This window comes from Sporosarcina aquimarina (assembly GCF_023715615.1).
GTDB classification, from domain to species: Bacteria; Bacillota; Bacilli; order Bacillales_A; family Planococcaceae; genus Sporosarcina; species Sporosarcina aquimarina_A.
On the sequence record NZ_JAMBOM010000001.1, the window covers coordinates 1,436,076 to 1,451,442 of the forward strand.

General features: G+C 40.6%; 17 protein-coding genes. 5 read left to right on the forward strand and 12 right to left on the reverse strand.

Features of this window, described 5'->3' with window-relative positions; genetic code table 11:
• Positions 1-8: 8 nt before the first annotated feature.
• The 5 genes from M3197_RS06975 to M3197_RS06995 all read right to left on the reverse strand — a co-directional run bounded on the left by M3197_RS06975 (position 9) and on the right by M3197_RS06995 (position 5,919).
• Entirely contained in the window at positions 9-452 is a 444-nt protein-coding gene (locus M3197_RS06975; RefSeq protein WP_251659965.1) for a MarR family winged helix-turn-helix transcriptional regulator, read from the reverse strand.
• Positions 453-694: 242 nt separating this feature from the next.
• Complete coding sequence (locus M3197_RS06980; RefSeq protein ID WP_251659968.1) at positions 695-2,473, reverse strand: ABC transporter ATP-binding protein; 1,779 nt, start codon at positions 2,471-2,473, stop codon at positions 695-697.
• The gene (locus tag M3197_RS06985; RefSeq protein WP_251659969.1) at positions 2,473-4,227 is read right to left on the reverse strand and encodes an ABC transporter ATP-binding protein; all 1,755 of its coding nucleotides are present in this window, start codon (positions 4,225-4,227) and stop codon (positions 2,473-2,475) included. Before M3197_RS06985 ends, M3197_RS06980 begins: the two co-directional genes overlap by 1 nt.
• A gap of 80 nt (positions 4,228-4,307) precedes the next feature.
• Positions 4,308-4,640: a YolD-like family protein gene (locus M3197_RS06990; protein ID WP_251659972.1), complete on the reverse strand. Its 333-nt coding sequence runs from the start codon at positions 4,638-4,640 to the stop codon at positions 4,308-4,310.
• A gap of 28 nt (positions 4,641-4,668) precedes the next feature.
• Positions 4,669-5,919: a Y-family DNA polymerase gene (locus M3197_RS06995; protein ID WP_251659974.1), complete on the reverse strand. Its 1,251-nt coding sequence runs from the start codon at positions 5,917-5,919 to the stop codon at positions 4,669-4,671.
• Between the two features lie 412 nt (positions 5,920-6,331).
• On the opposite strand from M3197_RS06995, the gene M3197_RS07000 reads away from it, so the two are divergent.
• The 5 genes from M3197_RS07000 (at position 6,332) to M3197_RS07020 (ending at position 10,398) form a co-directional block, all read left to right on the forward strand.
• A complete protein-coding gene (locus tag M3197_RS07000; RefSeq protein ID WP_251659976.1) occupies positions 6,332-7,564 on the forward strand; it encodes a dicarboxylate/amino acid:cation symporter in 1,233 nt (410 codons plus the stop codon).
• Between the two features lie 194 nt (positions 7,565-7,758).
• The gene (locus M3197_RS07005; RefSeq protein WP_251659978.1) at positions 7,759-8,205 is read left to right on the forward strand and encodes a LytTR family DNA-binding domain-containing protein; all 447 of its coding nucleotides are present in this window, start codon (positions 7,759-7,761) and stop codon (positions 8,203-8,205) included.
• A gap of 10 nt (positions 8,206-8,215) precedes the next feature.
• On the forward strand, positions 8,216-8,635 hold the full coding sequence (locus tag M3197_RS07010) for a DUF3021 family protein (RefSeq protein WP_251659980.1): 420 nt from the start codon (positions 8,216-8,218) through the stop codon (positions 8,633-8,635).
• Entirely contained in the window at positions 8,628-9,566 is a 939-nt protein-coding gene (locus tag M3197_RS07015; protein ID WP_251659982.1) for an ABC transporter ATP-binding protein, read from the forward strand. Before M3197_RS07010 ends, M3197_RS07015 begins: the two co-directional genes overlap by 8 nt.
• Complete coding sequence (locus M3197_RS07020; RefSeq protein ID WP_251659984.1) at positions 9,544-10,398, forward strand: ABC transporter permease; 855 nt, start codon at positions 9,544-9,546, stop codon at positions 10,396-10,398. Before M3197_RS07015 ends, M3197_RS07020 begins: the two co-directional genes overlap by 23 nt.
• 125 nt (positions 10,399-10,523) lie before the next feature.
• Here the strand turns inward: M3197_RS07020 and M3197_RS07025 are convergent, their stop codons facing one another.
• From M3197_RS07025 to M3197_RS07055, 7 genes are all read right to left on the reverse strand, one after another.
• Positions 10,524-10,832 (reverse strand): hypothetical protein, encoded by a 309-nt coding sequence (locus tag M3197_RS07025; RefSeq protein ID WP_251659986.1) that lies wholly within the window; start codon positions 10,830-10,832, stop codon positions 10,524-10,526.
• Positions 10,833-10,981: 149 nt separating this feature from the next.
• Positions 10,982-11,140, reverse strand: coding sequence for a hypothetical protein (locus M3197_RS07030; RefSeq protein ID WP_251659988.1), 159 nt, complete (start codon positions 11,138-11,140; stop codon positions 10,982-10,984).
• Positions 11,141-11,398: 258 nt separating this feature from the next.
• Positions 11,399-12,067, reverse strand: a complete 669-nt coding sequence (locus M3197_RS07035) for an HAD family hydrolase (protein WP_251659990.1) — start codon at positions 12,065-12,067, stop codon at positions 11,399-11,401.
• A 66-nt stretch (positions 12,068-12,133) separates the two neighbouring features.
• Positions 12,134-12,652 (reverse strand): HIT family protein, encoded by a 519-nt coding sequence (locus tag M3197_RS07040; protein ID WP_251659992.1) that lies wholly within the window; start codon positions 12,650-12,652, stop codon positions 12,134-12,136.
• Positions 12,645-13,157, reverse strand: coding sequence for a DUF4825 domain-containing protein (locus tag M3197_RS07045; RefSeq protein ID WP_251659994.1), 513 nt, complete (start codon positions 13,155-13,157; stop codon positions 12,645-12,647). The genes M3197_RS07040 and M3197_RS07045 overlap by 8 nt, the downstream gene beginning before the upstream one ends.
• 591 nt (positions 13,158-13,748) lie before the next feature.
• Complete coding sequence (locus M3197_RS07050; RefSeq protein WP_251659996.1) at positions 13,749-14,762, reverse strand: DUF4179 domain-containing protein; 1,014 nt, start codon at positions 14,760-14,762, stop codon at positions 13,749-13,751.
• On the reverse strand, positions 14,740-15,367 hold a 628-nt coding region (locus M3197_RS07055; RefSeq protein ID WP_251659998.1), incomplete at its 5' end, for a sigma-70 family RNA polymerase sigma factor. The genes M3197_RS07055 and M3197_RS07050, both read right to left, overlap by 23 nt.

Genomic DNA, 15,367 nt, shown 5'->3' on the forward strand with positions numbered 1-15,367 from the left:
AAAAAAATTCAAAGGTTCTTTTGAATTTTTTGTTCCCCGTTTTTTTGAACTCGAGAAATAAGATCGAGTAGTGTTTTTTGTTCATTCTCCGTTAAGCAGTCCTCAAAGAACGAAGATTGAAATGCCAGTTGTGCCTCAAAAGCAAGGTCTAGTTTCTCCTGTCCTTTGGATGTTAAAGAAATGGTTTTCGTCTTCCATTCCTGTTTACGGTGGATTAACTGTTCTTTTTCAAGACGTGCTAGCATGCGGGAAATTCCGCCTTGCGTTACCGTTACTTTTTCTGCAAGTTCTCTTTGTGTTAAAGGTCCATATGTTGAGATTTGAATCATCACATCAAATTGAGCCGTTGTTAAATCAAACTGCTTCAAAAATTCATTTGATAGCAAATTGCTTTGATGTGTAAATCGAACTAACCTTAACCAAATAAGTGAACCACGAGTATTTTTTTTCATGTAATAGGAACCTCCTATATCATCAATTTACTACTCAAGTGATAAGTAGTCAAGGAAGTCGCCTCGAATAGATATTTTTTTAAATGATGGTTTTATGATGAAACAGCAAGAAGGAAGTACCTTGAGTCTTGTTTACTGGTAGTCGACTAAGACATCCCAAAAGACGGAAGGTATTTCCCTGTATCTGATTGCTTTAATGCTGCACCGAGGCCGTTCATAGAATCGTTTTTTAGGCTAGGAGATTAGGCAGTATGGCCATTCTGTAACTGGTACATCTTATAATAGAGTCCCTTCATGCTGAGAAGCTGCTGATGGGTTCCTCGTTCAGCAATCTCGCCCTTATGCAATACTAAAATCAGTTCTGCATCTTGAATCGTACTAAGTCGGTGTGCAATCGCAATCGTCGTCCGCCCTTTTCGCATTTTTTGAAGACTAGCTTGAATTGCGATTTCCGTTTCAGTATCAATATTGGCGGTCGCTTCATCGAGTACAAGGATTTTCGGGTCCACTGCCATTGTACGTGCAAATGCAATGAGTTGTCGCTGTCCACTCGACAATGTGGCTCCACGCTCCATCACTTTGTGCGCATAATCGCCTTCTAATTGTTCGATGAATTTATTCGCTTGTACAAATTCCGATGCCGCCCGCACTTCTTCGGATGTCATCGATTCGTTATGCAAGCGGATATTACTTTCAACATCGCCGTAAAACATGAACGGATCTTGAAGAACGAGCCCGACTTTGTTACGCAATTCCTCCATTGGATAGGATTTTAAGGAACGTCCGTCAATGGTGATAGAACCGTGCTCGTACTCATAAAAGCGCATAAGTAAGTTGATGATTGAACTTTTCCCACTCCCTGTATGTCCAACGAGTGCGACGGTTTCCCCGGCATTCGCGGTAAACGAAATGTCTTTTAATACATCCGTTTTGCCATTATAGCTAAATGTGATGCCTTCAAATCTGATAGTTCCTTCTGTTATCTTTGTGTCCTCTTTTACTTGTTGTACAGGTTCCATGTCGGGTTCGTCAATGAGTGTGAAAACGCGCGATGCAGAAACAAGCGCCTGCTGGAAAATGGACATCCGGTTCATCACTTGCTGCACGGGTTGGAACAGGCGGCTTAGCAATGTTGTAAACGCGTAAATTACTCCTACATCGACTGCAGTTGAAAGTGACGTGAACCCGAAGTAGGCAAGCGTACAGACGACCGCTGCTGCATATAGCAAGTCAATGAACGGTCCGAGTAGAATGCTGTCAAACTTGATGTTCCGGATACCTGCTCGATAGTGACCCTCATTGATCGACTCGAATTCATCCGCTAGCCGCTTTTCTTGGCGGAATGCTTGGATCATTCCCATTCCAGAGAGTGACTCAGATATCTTGCCATTCAATTGACTAAGTCGTTCGCGGATATCTTGATAGAAATCAGCACTGTAGTGACGATAGACTGATATTAGAACAATGAATAAGGGTAACAACACCATAGAATACAGCGCCAGTTTCGCATCTAGTGAAAACAGCGCAATGTAGACGCCGATGACTCCGAAAATCGCCTGTAAGAACGTGACGACAACACTCACAAACATTTCCTTAATCGCTTCCGTATCGTTCGTTACACGCGAAACAATTGCACCCGCCGGTGTTTTATCGAAATACCGCATTCCGAGTCCTTGCACTTTAGTAAACGCATCGATACGTATTTGCTGGATAATCTTAAGCGCAATTCTTTGAAAGCGTAGCGACTGGAAATAGGAAATTACAACAACTATTAATTGAATGATGATGTACGTAACGAGTAATCGAATCACACTTGCTCGCTCGAAATTCAAGGGTACGAGATGATTGTCGATGAATGATTGAATCAGGAGCGGACTCACGATACTCCCTGTAATCGTGAGAGCAAGGAGTAGCAGCGCAAAAGCGATCGACATTTTGTGAGGCTTCAAGTATTGGAGAAGTCGAACAAATACTTCCCATTGCCCACGAGCTGACAATTTTGTTTGTTTCACTTCTGCCATTATGCCTCACCTCCTTGTTCTACAGACACTTCGAGTTGTTGCAAGTCGTACATTTCTTTGTATTTTCCGTTCAATTCCATTAATTCTGCATGAGTTCCAGATTCTGCAATTACGCCTTCATCCATGACAATGATTTGGTGCGCATGTTGAATGGCGCTCAACCGATGTGAGGTAATGATTGTCGTTTCTCCATTACGCGTTTCTTTCAGTGAACGAAGAATGGCTTCTTCTGTCTTTGCGTCCACTGCGGAAAGAGAATCGTCTAAAATGAGTAACTCTGGCTGCATAAGTAAGGCACGGGCGATCGAGATCCGCTGTTTTTGTCCCCCGGATAACGACACTCCCCGCTCCCCGACAATCGTTCGATAGCCTTCTGCAAACCCTTCTATGTCGTCATGAATATGCGCAAGTCGCGCGGCATTGTGAATTTCTTCTGTCGGAACCGTTGGATTCGTAAAGGCGATATTTTCCGCCAATGTTGTTGAAAATAGGAAATGATCTTGCGGGACATATCCAATCGACTCACGTAGCCGCTGTTGTTTGTACTGGTGGATGGAATGCCCACCGTACGAAATGACACCATCATAGTCGTCAAACTCTCGTAGCAACAGTTTCAAAATTGCTGTTTTTCCGGACCCGGTTTTTCCAACGATTCCGAGTGTTTCTCCTTGTCGCAACGTGAAGTGTACGTCTGAAAGTGCAGGCTTTGAATCTCCCGGGAACGTAAAAGCGTCAATGTCGACTGAAAGATCTCCTTTTGGTCGTTCATCAAGTGCACCTTTCACATCGACCACTTCAGGATCGACAGACAGCAATTCACGAATTCGTGTATACGAAGCATTTCCTCGCTCCACAATATTGAAGAGAAATCCAAATGCAAGCATTGGCCAAGTTAACAATCCAAGATACGTGCTGAACGCAACCATATCCCCTACACTCATTTCGTCAGCGAGGATAAAACGAGCACCGAATATAAACGAAATGATAGAAGAAACTGCAAAAATTGCACCAATTGTCGGGTCAAATAAAGCATCTACACGGGCAACCCGCATGTTTTTCTCGACTACTTCATCGGATAATTGCCTGAAATCTTCGATGTCCTCTTTTTGCTGTCCAAACGTTTTAATAACTTTCACTCCGGAAATGCTCTCTTGTGTCTTGTCGTTCATGCTGGAGAATGCTTCTTGAGCAGTCCTGAAATAACGACGTAGCAATTTGCCATAAAAACTCGTTAAGACAATCATGAGTGGAATCGGAATAAGTGCAATAAGCGTTAATTTCCAATTAATCGTCAATGCCATCGTCAAGATGACGGACCCGCCTGTTAAAATCGAATCGAATAGGGTTAACACGCCCATGCCTGCGGTTTGCTGAACCGCACTCACATCGTTGGTGGCGTGCGCCATTAAGTTGCCCACTCGACGTTTTTGATAAAAAGCCGGAGACATCTTTAAAAAATGATCGAATAATTGCTTGCGAATTGTTCGTGCAAGTACAATCGACGAACCGAAAATCATGACCCGCCAAAGATAGCGGAACCCGTACATTGCGACCCCTGCGATCGCAAGGATAACCAGCCATTTCATCATCTGGTTGGCAGTTAACGTTCCTTCCGTAATGTCATCGACGATATATCCAATGATTTTTGGCGGCAGTAGCTGCAAAATAGAAACGAGTACCAGTGCTGCAATTCCAATTGCATAATGCTTTTTACGCTGTTTAAAAAACCAGCCGAGCTGAATGAGTACGTTCAATGGATTCCCCTGCCAATCTATAATAGGACTTTGAATAGTTTAGCAGATTCTTACACCATTCGGATAGTATTTGTTTCGAATTATCCGATTTCAGAAATAGTTTCAATATCGAGAAGCGACAGAATGCGTGCCACCCCACCGATCGTCACAACGCGTAACTGCTTTCTTTCTGGTTCTAGACAATGAACATAAAAGTCATCGGATGCGGGTGTACCGGTTTGCCAATGCGTGATGGTGATGGCTCGATGAGTCTCCATGGCGGCAGCGATGATGTAATTCCACTCCTCCAGTTGCTGTTCATCAGGTTCGCTTCGTACCTGGACTGCATCTTCTGCTTGCCATGCGCGCAACCGCTCGACGTGTTCCGGTAGCATCAGCGCCGTCCATTTAATCTTTCCACGGTCTCGTAACATCGTACTCTCTCCTTTCGTCCATTACCTGTTATTTCACATGTCCGCCAATCAGTCCTGCTCGGTGGCGCGCTGTCCCTGCATCGGTATACGATACAGCACGTAAGACAGCAGCTGATCCGTATTTACTGCGGAGTTCATCCACTGTCTCACCAAGCTTTCGTTTCTTCCATTTATGCTGGTCAAACAAGCTCAGTTGCATCGAGTGCTCCTCAACTAGATTGGACAAACTTAGCGACAGTTGGCGGACGGGGCGTCCATCGTGAAATGTATCGAACAGTTCGGTACAGAGTTTGTAAATTTTCATCGTATCGTTCGTCTCTTCTACAAGGGATTTGGAACGGCTGAATCCGCCACCTAATGCACTTTTAGAGTAGCCGACGGATAAGTGGACCGTCCGACCGGCGCGCCTTGCAGTACGAGCACGCATTGCGACGTCTTCACACATTTCGAGCACCACGGCAAGCACATCCTCACGGCGATAATAATCGCGGAAAAGAATTTGCCCTTTCCCGTAGCTCACTTGCCCCTCAATCAGAGGAGCACCGAGATCAGACAAATCGATCCCATGTGCATGATGGTAAAGCTGATTTCCCATAACACCGAACTTCTCTTCCAGCTGGGCAAGGGACGCATGTGCGAGATCGCCAACGGAGTAAATTCCCATTTCATTTAACGTATGTTCAGTTCTTCTTCCAATCCCCCACATTTCACTGAGCGGCGCGATAGGCCATAATTTCGTTGGTACATCCTCGTAGCCCCAGTGAGCAAACCCGGTTTTTTTCGCTTCCAAATCCAGTGCAAGTTTAGACAACAGCATGTTTGGCCCCATTCCACATGCGGATTGCAGTTGGAATTGGCGAAGTAAATCATCCTGAATGCGTGCAACGGTTTCTCTTGCGGGACCCCAAAGTTTCTCCGTTCCATCTAAGTCAACAAAGCTTTCATCAATGCTATACACGTGAATGGCTTCTTTTGGGACGTATTGGTTTAACAAATGAGTGATTTCCATCGAAACCTTTATATAAAACTCCATCTTGGGTTCAATTAGTTGTATGGAGGGATCATCCGGGATTTCAAAAAGGCGCATCCCTGTCTTAATGCCAAACCGTTTTTTGAGCGGAGGGGATGCTGCCAACACAACCCCTCCTTTTCGCTCTTTGTTTCCAATAATTGCGATTGGCGTTTCCATTACATCCAATCCTTCAATAGCGGCTGCGCAGCTTGCATAAAAGCTACGCATGTCGATGCAAATAATTTTACGTTCAGGCAGTTGGTTCATAACGTCTCCTCCTAAGAACACCTGTTCCCTTAGTATATGACGGATAAACTCTTTATACAACTGCCTTTCTCTTCCAATAAGAATGAGACGTTGAGATACCGGGGGAATCTGTCAAAAATTATTTTTATACGAGAGCAAACTGTCGGAAGGATGTTGTAAATAACAACCAATTGACAGATACCTTATCTTCATCTATTGTGAATAGTCTCTCTGTCTTATTTGGAGTGGGACGGTTTGTCTGATGGGAAAATTAAGTGAAGGATGGTTAAGATAAGATTTTTCATCTATTCTGTTGTTTCCTCTTGAAATTTGTTATCTGGAAATACAACTTAAGCATAGAAATTGACCAAAATGTCAACCCGAGGTAAACTTCGCTAAATAGGCATTACTACATACGAATAGGGGAAAATAGATGTTATCGAAAATATGGCGTAGTTATCGCGACAGTTCATTTGTTTTAAAAATGTCCATCGGATTTATCGCAGGAATTGTGAGCGGTCTCGTATTCGGACAAAAAATGTCTTTAGTTCAACCATTGGGGACATTACTAATTAACTTACTTAGCTTAGTCGCCATCCCGGTAATCTTTTTAACAGTTGTACTTGCTGTCAATCAGATGAGCATGAAACAACTCGGTCGCATGGGCTGGAAACTAATTCTCTATTATACGGCTACCACTGCAGCTGCGGTGGGAATCGGTGTTGGACTCGCTCTGTTGTTCCAACCGGGTCAGTATTTAACACTTCCCGATACAAAAGTAGAGACACCGGCTGCACCTAACTTTTCAGATGTCTTGCTGGAAATGGTCCCTGCCAATATGTTTGAAGCCTTTTCTGGCGGTAATGTAATGGGAATTATTTTTATAGCAGTCATTATTGGACTTGCCATCTCGGCAATGAAGTTTTCCACGGATAAAGAAATGCAAAAACATGGTCAACTGTTGGACAAAGTAATTATTGCGCTGAAAGAAATGTTTTCAAAACTCCTTACGGGCGTCTTGCAGTATGCGCCGATTGGAGTATTCGCTATTAGTGCAACTGCATTCGGTAGTCAAGGATGGGAAACGTTCAAGTCTCTTCTTACATTCACAGGAGTCTTTTACCTCGGAATTATTCTGCTATGGGTGTTCGTCTATACAGGATTCCTTCGCTTGTCAGGAAATTCCGTAATGGATTTCTTTAAGTCGACGAAAGAAGCGTATACCACAGCCTTCTTCACATCGAGCAGTATCGCATCGTTGCCGATTGCCATCAAATCAGCACGAAAAGCAGGAGTATCTGAGCGTACAGCAAACTTTGCACTCCCTCTTGGAGCGGTGTTCAACTCAGATGGTGGTGCCCTTCGAATGGGTGTATCCATCGTTTTTGCTGCGAACATAACAAATCTCGACCTTTCTGTATCTAGCTTCTTCCTGATCGTCATTGTGGGGACATTGCTCTCGATTGGAACCTCTGGTGTTCCTGCTGCGGGGCTAGTAACGCTAGCGGCCGTATTGACGATGTTCGACCTGCCACTTGAAATCGTTGCCCTTATCGCAGGTGTAGATGCGATTATCGGAATGGGTGGATCTGCTTCAAACGTCGTTGGAGATATCGTAGGTGCAGTAGTGGTAGATAGTTCGGAAAAGAAACGCGCGACGACTTGAAAAGCCTGACATTTTAAAATGAATCTAGAATAAAAAAAGGCCGCTAATTCAAATTGAATTAGCGGTCTTTTGGGTTTGCCAGGATTACTTTAGTGTTCATATGCAAGTCACCCCGCGATACATGCAACACACCGAAATTGTATTGTTCTCCATCTGGTGAAATGGTACGATTCATCAAAGATTAGAACTTCGAGGTGAGTCCGATTCGACTGAAAATAAATGAATCCAAAGATTTTACAGACACTGAAATTATCATTAATTGCCCTGAAGTAGATGAAAGTTTGTCTCCTTTAATTCAGCAGATTAATCAAATGATGTTTTCCATTCAGGGAAAGAAGGATGGCATTACGTATCCTTTAGTATCCGATCATCTGTTGTACATTGAATCCGTGAATGACACTGTTTTCCTCTATACCGATGAGGAGGTCTATGATAGCGACAAGAAACTGTACGAGTTCGAAAATCAGCTGAAAGATACGAGGTTCATGAGAATTAGTAAAAATTTTATTGTGAATATGTCCAAAATTGAGAGTGTAAAAGCTCTAGTGAACGGTCGATTTGAGGCGTATCTAACTAACGGTGAAAAAGTCATCGTGAATCGGCATTATGTAAAATCATTTCGAAAACATTTTTTAGGATGAGGTGACTTGAATGAATCGCTCAATGATCTATATAGGTGCAGCTTGTTTCGCCTTTACTTTCAGTTCTATCTTCTATTATCTTTTTAGGGCACTCAGCATCTTTCCGCCACTTACAGAGAAAATCACGATCTATTTGTTTATCATATCCTGTCTTATTACCTTGCTGATATTTCTATCTCATAAACTGCCTGTTGAACAACCGATGTTCGTTCATTTAATTGAACTGATTTGTGTTCTTGTAGTTCTAATCCTTGCAGGTGGGTTTTTTGACGTATACCCTTTTCACGCATTCTATATTGGAACGGTCGCTTTGTGTGGGATATTTGCATACACATTTGTCATCCTGATGGTCTATTTGAATAACAAGATAGCTGAAAAGGCAATCAATCAAGCGATTGCGCAGCAGAAACGGAGGGGGTCAAATGTCTAAAATAATTGAGGTACACCACTTATGCAAGTCGTTCGGTGCTGTGGCGGCAGTGAAAGATGTCAGTTTCTATGTGGAGGAAGGAAGTCTGTTTTCATTTCTCGGTACAAACGGAGCCGGTAAGTCTACAACAATCTCCATTCTTCTGACCCTATTAAAACAAGATGCAGGAGTGGTGAAAGTAAACGGCTTAACCGTTGGAAAAGAAGACGAAGCAATACGTAATGAAATAGGTGTTGTATTTCAGCAAAGTATATTAGATCCCCTACTGACGGTTAAGGAGAATTTGGATTACCGTGCACGGCTGTATAAGATGACGAAGGAGGAAAAGCTTGCGGCAATCGATCGCGTCGCTGACACTGTCGATATTTCTTCCATCATGAAGCGGCGTTATGGAAAATTATCCGGTGGACAAAAGCGAAGAGTGGATATTGCCAGAGCCTTGCTGCATCAACCAAAGATCTTGCTGCTGGATGAACCTACGACAGGTCTTGATCCGCAAAACCGAAAACAGATTTGGAATACCATTCTGCAATTGCAGAGCGAGACCAATATGACGGTTTTTCTAACGACACACTATATTGAAGAAGCAGCCAATTCAAATTTTGTGGTCGTCATGAAAGAAGGAGAAATTATTGCAAAAGGGACGCCGCATCATCTAAAGTCCCAATATTCTGCCGACCGTTTAATGATCATAGCAAAAAGTCCCGCACAATTACGGAGTCAATTACAGACGGATAAGCTAGTCTTCACCGAAGAACACTCCACCTTCCTGATCCAACTGAAAAAAACAACCGATGCCATTGTATTATTGGCGAAATACGAAGAACTGATCAATTCATTTGAAGTACAAAAATCCAGTCTGGATGATGTGTTCATCCAAATCCATAACGGAAAGGATGACATGCATCATGATGACTGTTGCGAAGCGTAATATACTTCTGTATTTCCGCGATAAGAGTGCCCTATTCTTTTCTCTGCTTGCGGTCATCATCCTAGTCGCCCTGTACGGGACATTTCTAGGGAATTTAATCTCAGACAGCCTTCCTGACTTCCCTGCTAAAAAATGGCTTCTGCTATCATGGATCTTTGCTGGAATTTTAGCAGTTACTTCAGTCACTACGACACTGGGCGCCTTTGGGACATTGGTAGAAGATCGTTCGACTGAGGCAGTTCTGGACTTCTATGCTTCTCCAATTAAAAGATCATCCCTTTTTGGCGGCTATGTCATGAGTTCGATCTTCGTCGGTCTCATCATGTGTCTGCTCGTCCTTCTGACTGCAAATGCAGTTTTCTTTTTCTCTGGTGACGAAATGCTGACCATTCTCCAATTACTTAAGGTGATCGGGGTGATCAGTTTATCCGTGATTTCAAGCAGTTCTATGATTTTGCTGCTCGTATCCTTTTTCAAAACCGTCAAGGCTTTTGCTGCTGCGAGCACCGTCATCGGAACGCTGCTTGGTTTTCTAGCAGGCATTTATATTCCCATTGGAAATCTACCAGCATACTTGCAAACCATCATTAAATTTTTCCCTACCTCGCATTCAGCTGCGTTATTCCGCCAAATTTTGATGGAGCAGCCAATGAAAGAAACATTTGCACAAGCACCGGTGTCAGCCAAGCAGGAATTTTTGCAGGATATGGGTGTGTTTTATGAAATAAACGGCTCCCTTACTTCACCGATGTTCAGCGTTCTTTATTTAACAGGCGTAGCTGTTTTATTCTCTATATTGGCTGTTGTATTACTGAAGAGGAAGCGGTCTTAACAGGACATTTCCAACGCTCATTCTTACCGCAAAGAAAAGCAGGCACAGTGCTCCCTACAGCAACTGTGTCTACATCCAATACTTTTTATTTGATAGAATTCTATAATAATATTTAACAATTTCATCTAAAATTGACTATTATAATCACCAGGAACGATTGTTTTTAAATGATATCTCCTTAATTTTTTCGATAAATCATAACTTATAGTGTAATTTTGATTGACTTGTATTAAAGCCCATATACTAAAATCATCAATATAAATTTGCTTGTCATTAGAAAGTATTATCCATTGTTCATCAGTATTTTTATCTTTTTTAACCACCTCAATGTTTTGGGTAGTGCTTTCAATAACAGGATTATAGATAGTAAAACGAAATAAAAGAAATAGCGCGATTAATAATAACAATGATAGTACTGTAATTTTCCCCTTCATATTTTTCTCCTTTGAAAGATGATCTGGCCCGTCAATGGAAAATTAAGAAAGCAAGTGTGCTCTTTCTTGACAAACGAAATAAACAAATCCCCATGATGCATTTCTTTGGAGGTAACCAATACTAGCTTATGGACAGTCATGAAAGGTTGCTATTTTGTATCTTTGTTCATGTCTTTTAATTGTTTTTTGATTTCTCTAAGCTCCATTTTTATCGCTTTCACTTGTTTCGATGTGTCAATCCCGTATTGCACACCGTATGTAATGATGAAAAACACAATAGCTAACCCTATTAGCCAGTAAATGAGCATAGTATCCTCCCTTTCAGTTAAAGAAGTCAATCGCACAATTAATTATTCACTTTTCCACTTTTAGTTTTAGAAAATACAACGATTATTAGACAGAGTAAATTAATAACGAAGAGTACTATATAATAGATGCTGGTGGATCCTTCGAAAAGGTAAGAACCATATCTCAACGTATTAATTCCTAGCACAACTAGTAGTAAGATGAACAATTTCGTATTAATATGTCTGTACCTCACTTTCAAGAGTTGGAAAATTGTATTTTCAATACGTGGTTGCACGGTATAAGGGTACTATTGTTTTCAGTTCAACTAAATCATCGATTACCAAATCGGCCATAGCCAGTTCATCTTCTTTTGCAAAATCAAAATTACATCCGATTGCCATTAATCCGTTATCTCTAGCAGCATTAATATCGGATAAGCGGTCTCCTACTACCGCGGCTTTCTGAATATCATATTTTGCTATAATTACTTTAACTAAATCTCCTTTATCTAAGGACTTTATTTGTTGAATGCTAAATGTCTCGGTAACCCAATCATCCAATTTATAATAAGTCACAATTGCATTTAAATAGTCAGTTAGGCCATTACTCGCTATGTATATGGAGCAATTATTCTCTTTTAGAAAACTGAAAACTTCTCTCACATTTGGATATAAAGCACCTTTCCCACTTCTTATGTTTTCAATTAGTCTCTCTAGAAAATAAGAATCCGTCTTTTCTCTCTCTGCGTGAGAATGAGTAGGCAACAAAGTTTCCCATACTTTTGGTAAAGGGACGCCCATAATTTCGCGATATTGATCAATAGGGGTTATTGAATTCCATTTGTTTTGACACCGTAAGTGATTAAACGTATCTTCAAGTGATAATTCTAGAATTTTGTCCGTTTGAAATAGAGTACCATCCATATCAAAAATAAGTGCTTGTAACATTAGATTCTCTCCTTGTTATCAATCCATTTCCTGTGAAAAATCAGTTCAAGAATAAAGATGACTAGTTTAAATTGCTTCTTTATGAAGATACTCTTGCATTTTTATCGTCAACTCCATAAAGTCTTCAGGCTTCACTCCGTTTTCGGGTTCCACCAAATAAAAGCCATCGTCTTTATATCTCGGTATTACATGCATATGGTAGTGCTCCACATCTTTGAATATTCCGTTTTCTTGTAAAATAGTGATGCCATCTGTGGGGAAAAGGTGTTCCAGTAAAATCGCCATCTTTTTAGCCAAATTCATGACTTCGCTCAAACTCTTTTCGTCAACATTACGGAATTCTGCATAATGTGTTTTAGGAACTATTAAAATATGACCTTTATTTATTGGGTATTTATCTAAGAAGCAACACACATACTCATTTTCAAAAATGATATGGGCTTCCACTTTTTTATGGATGATTTCACAGAATATGCAGCTCTCCATTCTCATTCTCCTTACATGAAGGTAATATAAGTCATTAAAATTAGGAAGAAAATTAAAGCCTAAATTAAAGAGTGTAGTTGTGTAATCTTGATCACTCATTGACTAACTGATTTGCCTTCTCTTCATTATTCATATACTCCAGGAGTAATGATTTTAACTCATCTTCACTTTGTACTTCTCGAAGATCTTTCCCATACCAATTTTCCAGATTTTCTCTTGTGAACGTATACTCATGGTCCGTAAATTTAAAAGTGATCCAATCTGCATTTCTAATTAAGGTAAATAAGAATGTAGCGTTATAAATCGCAGTGTTTTTAGTTTCCTGTTCTCTTATTTTTCCAGCGCCGTAATTCAAAATCATACCATATGGTTCTTCATCCGTTTTCAGTTCAAATCTTTGAAAGTGATCCGCATTCTTCAACTGGTTTACGATGTTCAAAACTGCACTTGCATCTCCAACATACGCATCTTTGAATTCAAATAAGTCTCCGACATAGGCATCTCGAATTTCAAGTGAATCACCATTCTCGCTACTTACAGCACAACCACTCGATATGAGAAGTGCCAGCGTCAAAAAAAACGAAAGTTTAAGCAATTGTTTCATTGGTCTACGCTCCCTGAAAAAATTTCTATGCAGGTTTCTTTAAATAGGGTATTTCTTCTTTCAACATACATGGACTTTATTCGTTAGAAGTTTGCCTGGCTTCAAAATAGGTTTTAATCACAACTTCAATGAAGCAGCATGAAAAATCCGCCATAATTGAACACTATAGTTATTGATCTGTCTCTGTAACGGAATTAAGTATTATTTCTTAAAACCTTACCTCCAAGTTCCGACAGGATATCAATCGCAACGTGAATGTAGTACTTACATCAAGTGTTTGGTATGGATAAACCTTAACTAATTTCCACCTGATTTTAATTTTTCAATATTGAATAATTATAACACAGAACCAACCATTCCCATATTGGTAATTAGGAATAATAAAGCGATAACCTCCCTGCATGTAAAGAGGTAAACAAAACTGAATAGGCATGCGGTCATATGGTAAACCATTAAGGATACTTATTTGTTCAGCTAATGTAACTGGAACTTCTCCATACACGAAAAAATCCGTAACTTCATTTGGAAGTCCGGATCTTTTCTGTCTGTATTATCTAGGCACGTGTCCTTATGCAAGAATGCAGATGGAGGTTATTTCAATTTCAAAGCAATTGGCTTGAAGTCTATTCGTTTAGAATCTATTTGGCTGTTACTTAAATGGGCAAAGGGATAGAAAGTTATCGAAGTTGCTTCAGGATTAAGACCATGAACTGTCGCATTCCAGGTCAGATCTTCACCGGAATCAGCTCCTTTAGTTCCGACTCCGCCATTATAGGGTACTTGATATTCGTTCCCTAAGTTATCGATTGCACGTAACTCGGCTTCAACGGCCATCCACTCTTCATGAACGGAAGGATTCACATCTTGTAGATAATTTATTGTTAAATTGACGTCCGTTTTCACTGCATCGATTAATTCTACAGTTACTCCTTCAGTACTGACATGTTTGTTGATGGGGATATGTGTGCCTTCTAAAGCATTGAGAGAAAAAGCAAAGTTCCAATCCCCTTCAATTGTTTTATCGTCTATAACGATCGCTGTAGGTTCCCATAACACATTCACTGTGTCTCCTACACTATCAGTACTATTCAGCGTCATCATTCCAACATGGCCAATCCCCTCTATATAGTAGCCTTCAAAGCCCCCGCTACTTGTCTTACTATCTAAAGTCGGCATGTTTTCGAAGGAAGGAAATGTACCTAAGTCTACGTCTGATTTAATTACATATGAAAGTGTGACTACATTTCCATCGTAAAAAGCCTTTTCTATGATAAGGTCAATTCCATTACTTGTTGAAAGTAGTCCGATATTCGTACTGATTTCGTCGTACGCTTGATAATAATCTTCTTGTGAAATGAAATAATCAAATGCTTCTCCGACAACCGGGATTTTGGTCACGAACTTGGCAAACGCAGGAGAGACATAAGCTGAAGAAATCGTACAGAGAGAGAGGATCGCAACAGATGCTGTATAAGCAACGGTTTTCTTGAATGGGAATTTTCTCTTTTTCTTAATTTCAAATGCATCAGCTAAAATCATGTCTAACTCATCGGAGGGCACCGGGATTTCATTCAGCGCTTCTTTAAAATGGTTTTGCTTGATCATCTGTGTACACTCCTTTTAACAATGTTTTGAGTTTTGACAAACCCCTCTTACCATTCGATTTCACCGTACCAAGTGGTTCTTCAAGTAAATCTGCTATTTGCTCAAATGTTAAGTCCTCATAATATTTTAAAATCAGGACAGTTTTATATTTTTCATCTAATTGATAAATCGCATTTAGTAAATCCATTTTTTCTTCATAACCAGTTTTGTTTTTACTTAACGTTTGATTTTTCAAATCATCCATTAATACAAGTTTCTTTTTCTTATGTAGAACATCGAGGGATGCATTGATGCAAATTTTCATTAGCCAAGTAGAAAAATACTTAGGCTGTTTCAGTTGATGAATGGACTCAATCGCTAAAAGTACTGTCTGTTGGAAGACATCTAATGCATCAGGTTTGTTTTTCACATAGCTATAACCCGTCCGATAAAGTTTCTGTTTGTCTTGCTGGATTAGATATAATAACGCCTCTCTATCTCCTCCCTCTATAAATGTTGATGTATCAACGGTTTGACCCGTTGTTAGGGTGCCAAAAATATTTTTTTGACACGCAGATAAACAATAATAATTAGATATTTGAATCTTCAAACGTCCATGGGTACGC

Bases quoted from the DNA above. Each gene is read 5' to 3' on its own strand.
- M3197_RS07050 (WP_251659996.1), bottom strand. From the start codon at position 14,762: ATGATCAAGCAAAACCATTTTAAAGAAGCGCTGAATGAAATCCCGGTG.
- M3197_RS06990 (WP_251659972.1), bottom strand. From the start codon at position 4,640: ATGTTACGAGACCGTGGAAAGATTAAATGGACGGCGCTGATGCTACCG.
- M3197_RS07010 (WP_251659980.1), top strand. From the start codon at position 8,216: ATGAATCGCTCAATGATCTATATAGGTGCAGCTTGTTTCGCCTTTACT.
- M3197_RS07000 (WP_251659976.1), top strand. From the start codon at position 6,332: ATGTTATCGAAAATATGGCGTAGTTATCGCGACAGTTCATTTGTTTTA.
- M3197_RS07035 (WP_251659990.1), bottom strand. From the start codon at position 12,067: ATGTTACAAGCACTTATTTTTGATATGGATGGTACTCTATTTCAAACG.
- M3197_RS07040 (WP_251659992.1), bottom strand. From the start codon at position 12,652: ATGAGTGATCAAGATTACACAACTACACTCTTTAATTTAGGCTTTAAT.
- M3197_RS06975 (WP_251659965.1), bottom strand. From the start codon at position 452: ATGAAAAAAAATACTCGTGGTTCACTTATTTGGTTAAGGTTAGTTCGA.
- M3197_RS07045 (WP_251659994.1), bottom strand. From the start codon at position 13,157: ATGAAACAATTGCTTAAACTTTCGTTTTTTTTGACGCTGGCACTTCTC.
- M3197_RS07015 (WP_251659982.1), top strand. From the start codon at position 8,628: ATGTCTAAAATAATTGAGGTACACCACTTATGCAAGTCGTTCGGTGCT.
- M3197_RS07020 (WP_251659984.1), top strand. From the start codon at position 9,544: ATGATGACTGTTGCGAAGCGTAATATACTTCTGTATTTCCGCGATAAG.
- M3197_RS07030 (WP_251659988.1), bottom strand. From the start codon at position 11,140: ATGCTCATTTACTGGCTAATAGGGTTAGCTATTGTGTTTTTCATCATT.
- M3197_RS07025 (WP_251659986.1), bottom strand. From the start codon at position 10,832: ATGAAGGGGAAAATTACAGTACTATCATTGTTATTATTAATCGCGCTA.
- M3197_RS06995 (WP_251659974.1), bottom strand. From the start codon at position 5,919: ATGAACCAACTGCCTGAACGTAAAATTATTTGCATCGACATGCGTAGC.
- M3197_RS06980 (WP_251659968.1), bottom strand. From the start codon at position 2,473: ATGGCAGAAGTGAAACAAACAAAATTGTCAGCTCGTGGGCAATGGGAA.